The following is a 13,846-nucleotide window of genomic DNA, read 5'->3' as shown; positions in this document are numbered from 1 at the left end:
CCGCCGGGTGGCTGCCGTCACGCTGTGTGAGGGCATGACCGAGCGCCAGGAGCGGTTGTACGAGGGGTAACCGGAGCGGCACTCCACGAACATGCTGCTGCTCGCCAGCGCTCGCCTTGCCGAAGAAGGCCGAGGTGGGCTGCTACTTCCCCCCGACGCGGTTCGCACCCTCCCCTTGCCGGGTGTCGTGTCGATCCCCCGAGATGGAAGGCGCTGACCCATGACGACTCTGATGCAGAAGGCCGCCCTGACCGTCGCCGGTGCCGTCTTCGCCGGTGGCATGGTCGCCGGTCCGACCGCAGCCCTAGCCGCCCCCCAGACCTCCAGCCCACTGGTCGCCGACCACGATCAGGCCAAGGGCGAGCGGCAGCTCAAGGTGCGCTATCAGGCCCAGTCGAACTACTACTACTGCGGCCCGGCCGCGGTGCGCAACGCCCTGACGACGCTGGACAAGGACGTTTCCCAGGACGACCTGGCCCGGGAGATGGGCACTACCGAGCGGGGCACCGACTCCGCGTACGACATCACCAAGGCGCTCAACAAGCGGGTCGGCAAGGAGGTCTACCGCACGGTGGAGGTCCCGGGTCGTTCCGCCGACCGGGCTGAGACCGACCGGCTGCGGGCCGACATCGTCCGCGCGGTCGACGAGGGCCGCGGCGTGGTGGCCAACGTGGCCGGCACCGCGGTCGACCTCAGCGGTCAGACCCACTCCTTCGAGGGCGGCCACTACATCTCGGTGACCGGCTACCGGGACGGCGGCGCCCAGGCGAAGATCGCTGACTCCGCCGACCCCGTGCAGGCCGAGTACTGGATCGACACCGAGGCGCTGGCCGACTGGGTGGCCACCCGCGGCTACTCCGCCTGATCCACCAGCAAGCAGCACCGGGCCGGCCTCCATTGGGAGGCCGGCCCTGTCGCGTCAGAGGGGTTCAGCTCGGCACGGGGGCTGGTGGGCCGTCGCCGATCAGGCGGAAGGAGGCCTCGCCGACCGGCTCGACCAGACCGTCGGTGATCAGGCCGGCGAGGGCCCGGGCCCGTTGCACCTCGTCCGCCCAGACCTGGTCCAGTCGCTGGTGCGGCACCGGACCGGTCGCCTCCCGGAGCACCCCGAGCAGCAGCCCGCGTACCTGGCGGTCGGTGCCCGCGTACCGCTGGGGGCGTCGGGTCGGCCCGGCCGGAGCGACCTGCCCCGAGGCCCGCCAGGCACAGGTGGCCTCCACCGGGCAGGCCGTGCAGCGCGGCGACCGGGCGGTGCAGATCAGCGCCCCCAGTTCCATGATCGCGGCGCTGGCCAGTGCCGCGGCGGCCGGATCGGCCGGCAGCAGTTCCTCGGTCGCGACCAGGTCGGCGGGCCGGGTGGCGGGGCCGGCGTCCGGCTCACCGGCGATGGCCCGGCACACCACCCGGCGTACGTTGGTGTCGACCACCGGGTGCCGCTGGCCGAACGCGAAGGCCGCCACCGCCCTGGCCGTGTACGTACCGACGCCGGGTAGGGCCAGCAACTGGTCCAGGCGGTCCGGCACCTGCCCGCCGTGCCGTTCCACGATCGCCACCGCGCAGTCGCGCAGCCGTACGGCGCGGCGCGGATAGCCGAGCCGTCCCCACATGCGGATGGCCTCGGCCGGGCTGTCCTGGGCCAGGGCGGCCGGGGTGGGCCAGCGCTCCAGCCAGGCCTGCCAGGCGGGCAGCACCCGGACCACCGGGGTCTGCTGGAGCATCACCTCGCTGACCAGGATCGCCCAGGGGGTGACCTCGGGTTCCCGCCAGGGCAGGTCCCGGGCGTTGCGCTCGTACCACCGGCTCACCTGGCCGGCGAATGTCGATTCCGTCATCGCGCCGCTGATGATGTCACGCGCCCAGGTTCCGCCGTTCGGACGCCTCCGGGCGGGCCGTGGCCAGTGGCGATCGACGATCGGGGAGAATGCCCGGATGAACGAGCTCGCGATCACCGTCATCGGCCGGGACCGGCCGGGCATCGTGGCCGACGTCGCCGAGGTGCTCGCTCGGCTCGGGGCCAACCTGACCGACAGCACGATGACCCGGCTACGCGGACACTTCGCGATGACCCTCATCTGCGTCGGTCCGACCTCCGCGGCGGTCGAGGACGCCCTGGGCCCACTGACCGCCGACGGCCAGCTGCTGGCGACCGTACGCGAGGTGCGGCCGGACGGGGAGGCCGCCTCGGCCGGTGAGCGGTACGTGCTGTCGGTGCACGGTGCGGACCGGATGGGCATCGTGGCCGCGATGACCCGGGCGGTCACCGAGGCCGGCGGTAACGTCACCGACCTGAGTACCCGGCTGGCGGGAACCCTCTACGTGGTCGTCGCCGAGGTCGACCTGCCGGCCGGCGCCTCCGACGCCCTGACCGGCCGGTTGGCGCAGGTGGCCGCCGACCTGGGTGTGGAGGTAACTCTCCGTCCCGCCGACCCGGATCTGCTGTGACCGGGCAGACGGGCGGGCCGGAGTCGGACCCGCAGACGGATACCTCGACCGGCCTCGGCGACTGGACCCCGGAACTGGTCGGTGCGGGCCAGGTGCTGCCGGTGGTCTCCGCGCCGCACCCGGCGCTGAGCCGGGCCGGTGACCAGGTCGACCCGACCGCCGAGGAGACCGTACGGCTGGCGGCCGACCTGATCGCCACCATGCGGGTGTCACCCGGCTGTGTCGGCCTGGCCGCCCCGCAGGTGGGGGTGGGTGCGCAGGTGTTCGCGGTGGATGTCACCGGACACCCCAAGGCGGTCACCGTGCACGGCACCTTCGTGCTCTGCAACGCGCGGGTGGTCGAGGCGACCCGGTGGAAGGCGGGCCGGGAGGGGTGCATGTCCGTCCCGGACCTCACCGGGGACGTCAAGCGCGCCAGCCGGCTCGTGGTCGAAGGGGCGCTGCCCGGCAGCGGCAAGCAGATACGCCTGGTGACGGACGGTTTCGAGGCGCGTGCCCTGCAACACGAGATCGACCACTGCTCCGGTCTGCTCTTCCTGGACCGGGTGGCCGGGGCCCACGCGATCTACCAGCGCAAGGTTTACCTCTGAGCCGCCCCTGACAGCACTCAGAGTGACGGGACTGTCGACATTGGAGGGTGGGTTCCGGTGGCTCCGGTACGCCTCGGCGCGTCGTCACCGTCCGTCGCGCATGGCGCCGCTACGGTGGGGGCATCATGCGTCTGACGGTCGGCCCCCTGCCTCCCGCCGTGTACTGGCGGCGTCGCGCCGTCGTGCTCGGCGCGGTCCTGCTCTTCCTGATTGTCCTGCTCTACTCGTGCAACGGTCCGCGTGGCGGCAAAGATGCCACCGGGCAGGGGCAGCCCGATCCGGGCGTCTCCGGCACCCCGGAGCCCACCGGTTCGGTGTTGACCCCGCAGACCGGGTCACCCCCGCCCTCGGGTGACGCCGGTGCCGGCCCGGCCAGCCCTTCCGGCACTCCCTCGCCCGACACGAGCCTGACCAACGATCCGCCGGCCGTCGCCCCGGTGGCCGACGAGGGCACCTGCACGGACACGGAGCTGGCGGTGACCGCCCAGGCCGTGCCGAACCGGGTGGTCCGGGGTGCTGCGGTGGACCTGCACCTGAAGGTCCGTAACCGGGCCGACCGGACCTGCAACCGGGATGTCGGGGCGACCGCCCAGGAGATCTACATCAAGTCCGGTGCCGACGTGGTGTGGTCGTCGGACACCTGCGGCACCGCCGCCGGGTCGGACGTGCAGTCCTTCACCCCGGGCTTCGAGCGCGCCTACCAGGTCGGTTGGAACGGCAAGGACAGCAGCCGGTGCGCCAACGGGCTGGCCAGCGGCGACACCCCGCCGGCCGGCACCTACCAGGTGTTCGCCCGGGTGGGCACCAAGCTGAGTCAGCCGGCCAAGCTCGTGCTCACCGACTGACCTGACCCTCAGACGTACCGCTCCAGGATGGACGCCTCGGCCAGCCGGGACAGTCCCTCGCGTACGCCTCGGGCCCGGGCGTCGCCGACCCCCTCGACGGCCTGCAGGTCCTCCACGGTGGCCCCGAGCAGCCGCTGAAGGCTGCCGAAGTGCACCACCAGCCGGTCCACCACGGTCACCGGCAGTCGGGGCACCTTGGCCAGCAGGCGGAATCCGCGCGGGCTGACGGCCGCGTCCAGCGCGTCGGAGGCAGCCGGGTAGCCGATGGCCTTGGCCACCGAGACCAGGTCGATCAGCTCGGTGGCACTGAGCAGGTCCAGCTCGACCAGGGCCTCGTCCAGGGTGCGGGACTTGCGGCCGGTGGGCAGGTAGTCCCGGATGACCAGGGTGCGGTCCGCGTCCACCCCGGCCATCAACTCGTCCAGTTGCAGGGCCAGCAGTCGACCGTCCGTGCCCAGTTCCACCACGTACCCGGCGATCTCGTCGGCGATGCGGCGGACCATCTCCAGCCGCTGCACCACCGCCACGGCGTCACGTACGGTGACCAGATCCTCGATCTCCAGGGCGGAGAGGGTGCCGGAGACCTCGTCCAGCCGGAGCTTGTACCGCTCCAGGGTGGCCAGGGCCTGGTTGGCCCGGGACAGGATCGCCGCCGAGTCGTCCAACACGTGCCGTTGCCCGTTGACGTAGAGGCTGATGATCCGCATCGACTGGCTGACCGAGATCACCGGGTAGCCGGTCTGCCGGGCGACCCGTTCCGCCGTGCGGTGTCGGGTGCCCGACTCCTCGGTGGGAATGGCCGGGTCCGGCATCAGGTGCACCGCCGCGCGGACGATCCGGGTGCCGTCACTGGACAGCACGACCGCGCCGTCCATCTTGCACAGTTCGCGGACCCGGGTAGCAGAGAACTCCACGTCGAGGGGGAAGCCGCCGGTGCACAGGCCCTCGACCACCTTGTCGTAGCCGAGCACGATCAGCGCGCCCGTCCGGCCGCGCAGGATGCGTTCCAAGCCGTCGCGCAGCGCGGTGCCGGGCGCCATCAGGGCCAGGTTGGCGCGCAGCGGATCGCCGGCGCTGCCGCCCCCGGTCACGCTGATGCTGATCGGACGGGCGGGCGAGCCCACGGCGCCGGTGCGGGCGTGGGGAGTCGCGCCGGCAGGCTTGGTGGTTTCGCGGTCGACTGGCACGGGCACAGTCTACGGACTGCCCTGCGGTGGGTGCTCCTGTGGTTACTGTGATGTGTCATGATCCGCCTGTCCGGTCCCTGCCGGGCGGATCGCCCGGGAACGTGGCATTCATTCCGCCGAGGCCCGAGCCGCAGCCTGAAGGGCTGAACGGACGTTGTCGACCTCGATCACCCGCATCTGTTCCGGCCCGGCGCCGGTGCTGCTCGGCCCGCATCCGGGGGGCACCAGGGCCAGCCGGAAGCCGAGCCGGGCCGCCTCGGTCAGCCGGCGGGGCACCGCACCGACCCGGCGTACCTCCCCGGTCAGGCCGACCTCGCCGATCGCCACCAGGTGGGGTGCGATCGCCAGGTTCAGGCCCCCGGAGGCGACCGCCAACGCGACCGCCAGGTCCGCGGCCGGTTCCACCACCCGGATGCCTCCGACGGTGGCCGCGAAGACCTCCCGGTCGTGCAGGGTCAGCCGCTCGGTGCGGCGCTGGAGCACCGCCAGCACCATCGCCAGACGGGCCGAGTCCAGTCCGGAGACCGTACGCCGGGGGGAGCCGGCAACGGTGGCCCCGATCAGCGCCTGCACCTCGGTGACCAGGGCCCGCCGTCCCTCCATCGCCACGGTCACGCAGGTGCCCGGCACCGGCTCGGCGTAGCGGGTGAGGAACAGCCCGGAGGGGTCGGCGAGGCTGCTGATGCCACCCTCGTGCATCTCGAAGCACCCGACCTCGTCGGCGGCACCGAAGCGGTTCTTCACCCCGCGCACCATCCGCAGCGAGGAGTGCTTGTCGCCCTCGAAGTGCAGCACCACGTCGACCAGATGCTCCAGCACCCGAGGGCCGGCCACCTGGCCGTCCTTGGTGACGTGGCCGACCAGCACGGTGGCGATGCCGCGCTCCTTGGCGACCGAGACCAGCGCGGCGGTGACCGCCCGGACCTGGGTCACCCCGCCGGGCACCCCCTCGGTGCCGGTGGTGGAGATGGTCTGCACGGAGTCGAGCACCAGCAGGCCGGGCTTGACCGCGTCGAGGTGACCCAGCACCGCGGCCAGGTCACTCTCGGCGGCCAGGTAGAGCTGCTCGTGCAGGGTGCCCATCCGCTCGGCGCGCAGCCGCACCTGACTGACGGACTCCTCGCCGCTGACCACCAGCGAGGGGCTGCCCGCACCGGCCGCCCACTGCTGGGCCACGTCGAGCAGCAGGGTGGACTTGCCGACCCCGGGCTCACCGGCGAGCAGCACCACCGCCCCCGGCACCAGCCCGCCACCGAGCACCCGGTCCAGCTCGCTGACCCCGGTGGGTCGGGCCCGGGCCGGTGCCGCGCTGATGGTGGCGATCGGTCGGGCCGGCTCGGCGGGCATCCGGGAGCTGACCACCCGCCCGGAGACCGTGGGACCGGTGACGGTGCACTCGACCACCGAACCCCATTCGCCGCATTCCGGGCAGCGCCCCACCCACTTCGGTGGCTGGTGGCCACAGGCGTCGCACTCGTACGCGGGTCGGGGCTCACGGGCGGAGGCCTTGCCGCGCCCACCGGTGCCGCCTCGGGCCGGAGTCGATCGGGAGATGCTCACCCCAGCGACGCTAACCCCCGGGTATGACGACGGCGCCGCCGGCATGGGGTCACCACGCCGACGGCGCCGCACGATCGGGCGGATTGGCTACCGCCCCGGGGCTTTCTAGTGGCCGCCTTCACCCTCGTACTCGGTGTGCCGCTCGATGATCGGCGAGGGCGGCGGCGGCGGGGTGAGCGGCACGGCCACCGGTGCCGGGCTGGTGATCTGGTCGCCACCACCGAAGTCGAAGTTGAGGGTGATGTTCTGACCGGCGAGCGCGGCCACGTTCAGCCCGATCAGCTGGAGCACCCGGTCACCCTCGGTGTTCAGCTGCACGTAGCTCAGCGGCGGGATCTCGATGCGGGCCGGCTGGTTGGTCGGCGACGAGGTCGGCTCCGGCGACGGCGAGTCGTCCGGGGAGGCGGAGTCGTCCGGGGACGGGGAGCTCGACGGGGAGGGGGAGCCGGTCGGCGAGGGGCTGCCGGTCGGGGTCGGGCTGGTCGCCGCGCGGACCGTGGTGAGCACCACCTCGCGGGCGTCCGGCGAGGTCACCGTCACGGTGATCGGCTCGTGGGTGTCGTTGTAGAAGACCGCGTTCAGCACCGCGTTGTCGCCGGGGCGGTAGCCCTCGACACCGGGGTAGTCGACCAGTACGCCCAGCACGCCGTACTTGCCCTCGGTGCTCTTGAGGTTGATGCCCTGCACCGACGGCACCTTGTTGGCCGTCTCGGAGATCTGGCCGGCGCCGCACCCGGACAGCAGCAGCGCCGCTGCCGCCGCGATCCCGGGCAGCAGTACGGCAGCTCGCCGGGAACCCCTGATCGAGCGCGTCACGTCGGTCCTCCTCGTCACGATCACACCCGGCTACGCCGCCGGACCCGCTGGCCATGCCCGCGCAGACCGCGCTCCAGGGTAGTTGGAGCTGATCGTGGCACGCACGCCGACCCGGGGCAGCCACCTGCCCGGGTGAGGTTTCAGACCAGCCGACCGCTGGTGACCAGCAGTACGACGTCGAGCAGGGCCACCAGCATCATCGCCCGGAAAGCGGCCACCGGACGGGTGCCGGCGCGTTGGGCGGCGCGGCCGGCGTACCCGGCGGAAATGGTGATCATCACGGCGGCGACGATCGCCGCCAGGCCCACTCCCGAGGGGGGCCCGGGGGGCCCGAACACCAGGGTGCCGGTGGCCGCCGTCAGCAGGCCGACGGCGGCCCACCGGCTGCCCGCCGGACCCAGCCGGTGCGGCAGCCCGCGTACCCCGGTGCGGGCGTCGTCCGCGAAGTCCGGCAGCACGTTGGCGAAGTGTGCCCCCGCCCCCAGCAGGGCGGCGGCGGCGACCAACCAGACCGGCGGGGCCGGTGCCTCGGGTCGGGCCAGCACCACGAAGGCGGGCAGGCTACCGAAGGAGATCGCGTACGGCAGCACCGAGATGGCGGTGAACTTCAGCGGCCAGTCGTAGAGCAGGGCCGAGACCAGCCCGACGGTCGCCCATCCGGCGGCCACCGGTGTGGTGGTCAGGGCCAGGGCCACCGTGGTGACGGCGGCCACCGCCGCGGCCACCCCCACCAGGCGGCGGCTGACCAGCCCGGTCGCCACGGGTTTGTCGGTCCGCCCGACCAGGGCGTCCCGGTCGGCGTCGACCAGGTCGTTGGTCCAGCCGACCGCGAACTGACTGGCCGCCACGGTCAGCGCCACCGTGGCGATGCCCCCGGGTGGATGACCGGTGCCGGCGGCGAGCAGGGCGGCCACTGTGGTGACTGCCGCCGTAGGTTCCGGATGGCTCGCCCTGACCAGCCCTAACACCGTCGACGACATAACGGAAGTCTGGTCGTTACCCGCGAGTCGTGCCACGCTCGGTGACATGCGTGATGCCGGCTTGAGCCTGCCCCGCAACGATCCACGTCAGTACGACGAGCTGGCCGACGAGTGGTGGCGGCCGGACGGCGTCTTCGCCATGCTGCACTGGCTGGCCGAGGCCCGGGCGATGCTGGTGCCACCGGCCACCCGTCCCGGAGCCATCCTGGTCGACCTGGGTTGCGGCGCCGGCCTGATGGCTCCGCATCTGGTCGGCAAGGGCTACCGGCACATCGGGGTGGACCTGACCCGTTCGGCCCTGAGCCAGGCGGCCGACCACGGCGTGACCGTGGTCAACGGTGACGCCATGGCGGTGCCCCTGGCCGACGGCTGCGCCGATGTGGTCACCGCCGGTGAGCTGCTGGAACATGTCCCGGACTGGCGGGTGACGGTAGCCCAGGCCTGCCGGCTGCTGCGCCCCGGCGGCCTGCTGGTGGTGGACACCCTCAACGACACCCCCCTGAGCCGGCTGGTCGCCGTCCGGATCGCCGAGCGGCTGCCCACCGTGCCGCGTGGCATCCACGACCCACGGTTGTTCGTGGACGATCGTGAACTGGTGGCCGAGTGTGCCCGGCACGGAGTGGACCTGCGGGTCCACGGTGTCCGGCCGGGGGTGCCCGGCCTGCTGCGCTGGCTGGTCCGCCGGGCGCGCGGCCGGGCCACCGCACCCGGGCAGGCCCCGCGCATCGTGCCGACCGGCTCGACGGCCGTGCTCTACCAGGGACGCGGGGTACGCGACGGGTAGCGGAACTCCACGGGGGTATGACGATGGTCGAGGAGGGTGCCATGAAGGTGCGTCAGCGGATGGATCGTCGACCCGGTGTGGAGCGCCGGCATGGGTGACGGGGTGGCCGAGGCCCGGAGGTTGGCACCCCGGTTGGCGGCCAGGGCCGCCGGACACGACCGGGAGGGCTCCTTCCCGGCCGAGGACTTCGCCGATCTGCGTTCGGCCGGACTGTTCGGGCTGATGGTGCCCGAGGCTCTGGGGGGCTCCGGTGCCACCTTCGCCCAGTACGCGGCCGTCGCCACCGAGCTGGCCCGGGGCAACGGGGCCACCGCCCTGGTGTTCAACATGCACGCCTCCGTCACCGGGGCCCTGGGGGCGGTGACCGAGGAACTGGCCGAGGCTCTCGGCGTACCGCAGGAGGCACTTGCCGCCCGGAACCGGCTGCTGCGGGCGGCGGCCGAGGGGGCCTGGTACGCCGTGGCGATGAGCGAACGCGGGGCCGGGGCCCGGCTGTCGCAGCTCAGCACGGTGTACGAGGCGGTCGAGGGCGGCTGGCGGATCAAGGGCAGCAAGACCTTCTGCTCCGGCGCCGGGCACGCCGACGGCTACCTGGTGGCCGCCCGCAGCGCCACCGACCCCTCACTGGTCTCCCAGTTCCTGGTCCCGGCGGGCGAGGGCATCACCGTCGAGCCGACCTGGGACTCCCTGGGCATGCGGGCCACCGCCTCACACGACCTGCACCTGGACGTGACCGTCCCGACCGACCGGCTGCTCGGCGGGGTGGAGGGGCTGGCCCTGGTGGTGGCCCAGCTCATGCCGCACTGGCTGGTGGCCAGCTACGCCGCCGTCTATGCAGGGGTGGCCCGGGCCGCGGTGGAGGCGGCGGCCGAACACCTGAACGCCCGGGACCTGGCCGGCCTGCCGGCGGTACGCGCCCGCCTGGGCCGGGCGGACGCCGCCGTGGCGGCAGCCCAGTTGACGGTGGCCGAGGCGGCCCGGCGGGTCGACGAGGCGCCCGGTGACGCCGAGACCAACCGGTGGGTGTGGCGGGCCAAGCTGCTGGCCGGTACGACCGCCGCCGAGGTGGCCGCCGCCATGCTGGAGGCGGCCGGTACCTCCGCCACCCGACGTGGCCATCCTCTGGAGCGGCTCTACCGGGATGCCCGGTGCGGATCGCTGCATCCGGCCACCTCGGACGTCTGCGCGGACTGGCTGGGGGTCGCCGCTCTCGGCGGTGACCCGGACCGTGCGGGATCGGCCCCTCGTTGGTGAGGGTGGAAGTCGTCCGGAGCAGGGGGAGGGAGCAGCCGTGTCGGTACCGGTGATCGCGGGCCTGGGCACGGCTTCGCCGCCCTCGGCCCACCAGGACGAGTTGTGGGAGCGGTTCTTCTCCCGGCACTACTCCGGCACCACCCGTGCCCTGGCCCAGCGGATCTTCGCGAACTCCGGGGTGGAGCGGCGCCAAGCCGCCGTCAACCCCCTGATCGAGGATGTCTCCGACTGGCCGACCGAGCGGCGGATGCGCCGCTACCAGGTGGAGGCGTTGCCGCTGGGCAAGGAGGCGGTGGGTAGGGCGCTGACCTCGGCGGGGCTGGCCGCCGGTGACATCGGGCTGTTCGTCGTCTGTTCCTGCACCGGGTACGCCACCCCGGGGTTGGACATCCTGCTGGCCCGGGATCTGGGCATGGCCCCGTCGACCCAGCGGATGTTCGTCGGCCATATGGGCTGCTACGCGGCGCTGCCCGGGCTGGGAGCGGCGAGTGACTTCGTGACCGCCCGGGGGCGGCCGGCGCTGCTGCTCTGCACCGAACTGACCAGCCTGCACCTGCAACCGTCGTCGGCCCGGGTGGACACCCAGCAGATCGTCTCGCACGCCCTCTTCTCGGACGCGGCCGTCGCCGCGGTGCTGGTGCCCGGGGGCCGGGGGTACGCCGTGCGCGCGGTCACCTCGGTCACCGACTCCTCCACCGCCGACCACATGACCTGGGACGTGACCGACACCGGGTTCCGGATGGGGCTGTCCCCCAAGGTGCCGCAGGTGCTGTCGACCCATGTCCGGGGCTTGGTGGATGAGCTGTTGGCCGGGCACGGCTCCACCCTGTCCGAGGTGGACGGCTGGGCGGTGCATCCGGGTGGGCCCCGGATCCTGACCGTGGTGGAGCGGGAGCTGGCCCTGGCCCCGACCGCCTTGGCCGCTTCCCGGCAGACCCTGGCGGAGAACGGCAACTGCTCGTCCCCCACGGTGCTGCTGATTCTCGACCGGCTGTTGCGGTCCGCCCCGTCGCCGCGTCGGGTGGTGATGCTGGCCTTCGGACCCGGATTGACCCTTTACGCGGCGCTGTTGGAGCAGCACGCCTGAGGCGCTCCGAGGGCTACCCTTCAGGGGTGGACGTCGATTCCCTCTATCGCCTGCGGGGGGCCCTGCTCACCGGGGTGGGGGTCATCGCGCTGGTTGCCGGCGGCTGGTGGTGGCGGGGGGAAGCCCCGGCGGGGTCCGAGGCCTCGACGGCTCCCCCGCTGGCCGCTGACTGGCAGGAGTCGGCCGCCTCCGCGCGCTACGACATGGCACCGGCCGGCAGCAGGGTGATGGTGGACCCGCGTACCGGGCGGGTGGTGGGGTACGCCACCGAGAGCTCGGGGGATCGTGGGATGGCCCGGGAGGGGGGCCGTGGGGCGGTGGTGTGGACCGATCGCGCGTCGCTCAGCGCGGGCAGCGCCCTGGTCCGGGAGGCCCGGCTGACCCGCGGCGAGCGAAATCTGCTGATCTTCAGCTGCACCGGTCCGGGTGAACTGCTGGTCACCGTCATCGGCGCCCGGGCGGCCGACCCCCTGACGGTGGGCTGCGACGGCACGGTGATCACCACGGAGATGACCGGCACCGGCGCCCCGGTGACGGTCTCCTTCTCCACCGCCGGTGCGGCCTCGCTGATGCTGTTGGCCCGCCTGATCGACCCCTCCTGAGGGGTACGGCTCAGCCCGCCAGGGTGGCCAGTTCATGCTGGTAGTCGGTGACCGAGCCGACCTCGCTGACCACCAGGGCGATCCGGCCGGTGCGGTCGGCCAGCAGGGCGGTCACCGTGTCAGGGCGGGCCGGCAGGTGCAGGAAGGCCCGCAATCCGCCGGCCGGGTCACCGAGAGCGCGTACCTGGGTGCCGGCCGGTGCCGCTGGTGGGCTCTGCGCGCCGACCGTGACCACGGTGACCCCGACCGGGGCCGCCGCGACCGCCTCGATGACCCGGTGCGGGCAGGCACACCCGTCCACCAGCAGCACCAGCGCCGGCAACAGCCCGCGCAGCGGCACCGGCGACTGCCCGGCGTCGACGAGATCCAAGGCGGGCAGGGCCCGGCCGATGAACTGCGCGGGCGCGGGGTCCGGCCCGGCCGCGGCCGGCTCGGGAGTGCCCCGCCCGGCCCGCGGCCAGGTGACGGTCACCAGCCCGGCGACCGCGGCGATCACCGCCACCAGCAGCAGCACCACCGGTAGGGCGGAGGGTGGCCACCGGCGGGGGCGGTTGGCCATCCGCAGCTCGCGGCGGAGCTGTTCGGCCTCCTCGGCCAAGGCGGAGGCATCATCCGGTACGACCACCCGGCCCCACTCCGGCGGGAGGTCGGGCAGCCCGGGACCATCGGCGTCAGGCTTGCCCATGACGACCCCCTGGTGCTCACGGGTGCGCGGACAGTGGCCTCTCCAGCGTCCCGCACTGGGCCCGGTCTCGCTACCGCTGCCCACACTCGGGTACGGCGAGATATCATGGGGTGGATGCGTAGCCCTTGATCTCCTGGCACTCGATCTCCGAGACCTCGGTCAGGGATCTCGTGGCTCGGGATCTTGATCACCGAGTTACTTGATCTTTGACGTGGGCCTAATCGTGGCATGGGGGTATTGGTCCACCGAAAATTGATCATTACTTGGTCGATCATTGACGGCTGCGCTGGTGATCACGGCGTTTTCGTCGTCCATGTCGGGGGGTCATCTCCAGATTACAGAGCGTGTTTGAATCATCGACTCGGTCATCTGTCAAGCCGAAGAAATACCTCTCACACGGCCCCTGAGCTGCGCCAACGGTCAGGACAGCGGTGAGACATCGGTGCCTGAGCGTGTTACCCTAGACACAGCGAAAGGGGTTTCGAACCTATGGTTTTCAGTGTCGGCGAGACCGTTGTTTACCCCCACCACGGGGCCGCACTCATCGAGGCAATCGAGACTCGGGTCATCAAGGGCGAGCCCAAGCAGTACCTCGTCCTGAGGGTCGCGCAGGGTGACCTGACGGTCCGGGTGCCTGCCGAGAACGCCGAGATCGTGGGTGTGCGCGAGGTGGTCGGCGAAGAGGGTCTTGGCAAGGTCTTCGACGTTCTCCGGGCTCCGCACACCGAGGAGCCGACCAACTGGTCGCGACGTTACAAGGCGAATCTGGAGAAGCTGGCCTCCGGCAACCCGCTGAAGGTGGCCGAGGTCGTCCGCGACCTGTGGCGCCGGGAGCGGGAGCGGGGCCTTTCCGCAGGTGAGAAGCGCATGCTCGCCAAGGCCCGCGACATTCTCGTCGGCGAGGTGGCGTTGGCCGAGAAGAGCACCAAGGACGAGGCGGAGACGCTGCTCGACAAGGTGCTGACCGAGGCCTAGTCCGCACAGCATCGTCGTACCCACTTCGTAGCGAAGAAA

At 72.4% G+C, this 13,846-nt stretch carries 15 protein-coding genes; 9 read left to right on the top strand and 6 right to left on the bottom strand.

All coding sequences use genetic code 11. The features are described from left to right. Window positions 1-220 precede the first annotated feature (220 nt). Window positions 221-865, top strand: coding sequence for a C39 family peptidase (locus tag ACGFIK_RS18395; RefSeq protein ID WP_327023784.1), 645 nt, complete (start codon window positions 221-223; stop codon window positions 863-865). A 64-nt stretch (window positions 866-929) separates the two neighbouring features. Here ACGFIK_RS18395 and ACGFIK_RS18390 read toward each other — a convergent pair whose 3' ends face one another. Then, window positions 930-1,832: an A/G-specific adenine glycosylase gene (locus ACGFIK_RS18390; RefSeq protein WP_327023785.1), complete on the bottom strand. Its 903-nt coding sequence runs from the start codon at window positions 1,830-1,832 to the stop codon at window positions 930-932. Between the two features lie 97 nt (window positions 1,833-1,929). On the opposite strand from ACGFIK_RS18390, the gene ACGFIK_RS18385 reads away from it, so the two are divergent. The 3 genes from ACGFIK_RS18385 to ACGFIK_RS18375 all read left to right on the top strand — a co-directional run bounded on the left by ACGFIK_RS18385 (window position 1,930) and on the right by ACGFIK_RS18375 (window position 3,877). Further along, window positions 1,930-2,442 carry an ACT domain-containing protein gene (locus tag ACGFIK_RS18385; RefSeq protein ID WP_327023786.1) on the top strand — a complete coding sequence of 171 codons (513 nt, stop codon included), beginning with the start codon at window positions 1,930-1,932 and terminating at the stop codon, window positions 2,440-2,442. Continuing rightward, window positions 2,439-3,032 (top strand): peptide deformylase, encoded by a 594-nt coding sequence (locus ACGFIK_RS18380; protein WP_327023787.1) that lies wholly within the window; start codon window positions 2,439-2,441, stop codon window positions 3,030-3,032. Before ACGFIK_RS18385 ends, ACGFIK_RS18380 begins: the two co-directional genes overlap by 4 nt. A gap of 125 nt (window positions 3,033-3,157) precedes the next feature. Next, entirely contained in the window at window positions 3,158-3,877 is a 720-nt protein-coding gene (locus ACGFIK_RS18375) for a hypothetical protein (protein WP_327023788.1), read from the top strand. Window positions 3,878-3,885: 8 nt separating this feature from the next. Here ACGFIK_RS18375 and disA read toward each other — a convergent pair whose 3' ends face one another. The 4 genes from disA to ACGFIK_RS18355 all read right to left on the bottom strand — a co-directional run bounded on the left by disA (window position 3,886) and on the right by ACGFIK_RS18355 (window position 8,420). Then, on the bottom strand, window positions 3,886-5,064 hold the full coding sequence (disA, locus tag ACGFIK_RS18370; RefSeq protein ID WP_327023789.1) for a DNA integrity scanning diadenylate cyclase DisA: 1,179 nt from the start codon (window positions 5,062-5,064) through the stop codon (window positions 3,886-3,888). 108 nt (window positions 5,065-5,172) lie between these two features. Then, the gene (gene radA, locus ACGFIK_RS18365) at window positions 5,173-6,624 is read right to left on the bottom strand and encodes a DNA repair protein RadA (RefSeq protein WP_327023790.1); all 1,452 of its coding nucleotides are present in this window, start codon (window positions 6,622-6,624) and stop codon (window positions 5,173-5,175) included. 105 nt (window positions 6,625-6,729) lie between these two features. Beyond that, entirely contained in the window at window positions 6,730-7,440 is a 711-nt protein-coding gene (locus ACGFIK_RS18360) for a hypothetical protein (RefSeq protein WP_327023791.1), read from the bottom strand. A 140-nt stretch (window positions 7,441-7,580) separates the two neighbouring features. Beyond that, window positions 7,581-8,420 carry a UbiA family prenyltransferase gene (locus ACGFIK_RS18355; RefSeq protein WP_393340328.1) on the bottom strand — a complete coding sequence of 280 codons (840 nt, stop codon included), beginning with the start codon at window positions 8,418-8,420 and terminating at the stop codon, window positions 7,581-7,583. Between the two features lie 46 nt (window positions 8,421-8,466). Between ACGFIK_RS18355 and ACGFIK_RS18350 the strand changes: the two genes are divergently transcribed. The 4 genes from ACGFIK_RS18350 (at window position 8,467) to ACGFIK_RS18335 (ending at window position 12,147) form a co-directional block, all read left to right on the top strand. Beyond that, window positions 8,467-9,204, top strand: coding sequence for a methyltransferase domain-containing protein (locus ACGFIK_RS18350; protein ID WP_327023793.1), 738 nt, complete (start codon window positions 8,467-8,469; stop codon window positions 9,202-9,204). A 90-nt stretch (window positions 9,205-9,294) separates the two neighbouring features. Continuing rightward, window positions 9,295-10,458, top strand: a complete 1,164-nt coding sequence (locus ACGFIK_RS18345) for an acyl-CoA dehydrogenase family protein (RefSeq protein ID WP_327023794.1) — start codon at window positions 9,295-9,297, stop codon at window positions 10,456-10,458. Between the two features lie 37 nt (window positions 10,459-10,495). After that, entirely contained in the window at window positions 10,496-11,545 is a 1,050-nt protein-coding gene (locus ACGFIK_RS18340) for a type III polyketide synthase (protein ID WP_327023795.1), read from the top strand. Between the two features lie 26 nt (window positions 11,546-11,571). Continuing rightward, window positions 11,572-12,147: a hypothetical protein gene (locus ACGFIK_RS18335; RefSeq protein WP_327023797.1), complete on the top strand. Its 576-nt coding sequence runs from the start codon at window positions 11,572-11,574 to the stop codon at window positions 12,145-12,147. A 10-nt stretch (window positions 12,148-12,157) separates the two neighbouring features. Here ACGFIK_RS18335 and ACGFIK_RS18330 read toward each other — a convergent pair whose 3' ends face one another. Further along, the gene (locus ACGFIK_RS18330; protein WP_327023798.1) at window positions 12,158-12,832 is read right to left on the bottom strand and encodes a hypothetical protein; all 675 of its coding nucleotides are present in this window, start codon (window positions 12,830-12,832) and stop codon (window positions 12,158-12,160) included. 489 nt (window positions 12,833-13,321) lie between these two features. Here ACGFIK_RS18330 and ACGFIK_RS18325 point away from each other — a divergent pair, with 489 nt between their 5' ends. Then, window positions 13,322-13,807: a CarD family transcriptional regulator gene (locus ACGFIK_RS18325; RefSeq protein WP_007073334.1), complete on the top strand. Its 486-nt coding sequence runs from the start codon at window positions 13,322-13,324 to the stop codon at window positions 13,805-13,807. Window positions 13,808-13,846: the final 39 nt, after the last annotated feature.

Source organism: Micromonospora sp. NPDC048871, assembly GCF_043198155.1.
Lineage (GTDB): Bacteria > Actinomycetota > Actinomycetes > Mycobacteriales > Micromonosporaceae > Micromonospora.
Note: the sequence above shows the minus strand (reverse complement) of the source record. Positions and strands in the feature narration are given on the sequence as shown.